Origin of the sequence: Streptomyces sp. DH12, from assembly GCF_020873895.1 — a bacterium.
GTDB lineage: Bacteria > Actinomycetota > Actinomycetes > Streptomycetales > Streptomycetaceae > Streptomyces.
Genome location: NZ_JAHWGT010001483.1, coordinates 1 through 407, shown reverse-complemented (window position 1 = coordinate 407; position 407 = coordinate 1). Strand labels below are relative to the sequence as shown.

Below are 407 nucleotides of genomic sequence, written 5' to 3'. Positions count from 1 at the left end.
GCTGCAGCCGGCTCTGCGGCGCGGCGCGCAGGCGGTCGGCGAAATGATCCACGGCACGGGTGAAGGGCGTCGTATCAACCACGCGGCGAGCGTACGCGGCGCGGCAGGACTGTTGCCAACGGACGGGCGCTCGGGCACGGTGACCTGAAGGACCGGCTTGTATCCCAGCGTCCGGAGGCGCCGATGTCCCAAGTCTTCTCCGCAGAGACCCACCGCAACATGCTCGCCCGCATCCCGCACTGCACCGGTCGTGAGATCTCCGACTGGCTGCGCACCGTCGAAGAAGGCCCGGCGCTCGTCCGCTTCGAGGAGAAGGTCAGCTGGCTGAGGCACGAGTACGACCTGGCGTACGGCCACGCCAAGGCGATCGTGCACGAGTACGACCTGAGGAGGGCGGCGCGCAGGCT

General features: G+C 69.0%; 1 protein-coding gene. It reads left to right on the top strand.

Features of this window, described 5'->3' with window-relative positions; translation table 11 throughout:
• Positions 1 to 183: 183 nt before the first annotated feature.
• The coding region (locus tag LPA54_RS40680) for a DUF4287 domain-containing protein (protein WP_228985454.1) at positions 184 to 407 on the top strand (224 nt) is incomplete at its 3' end.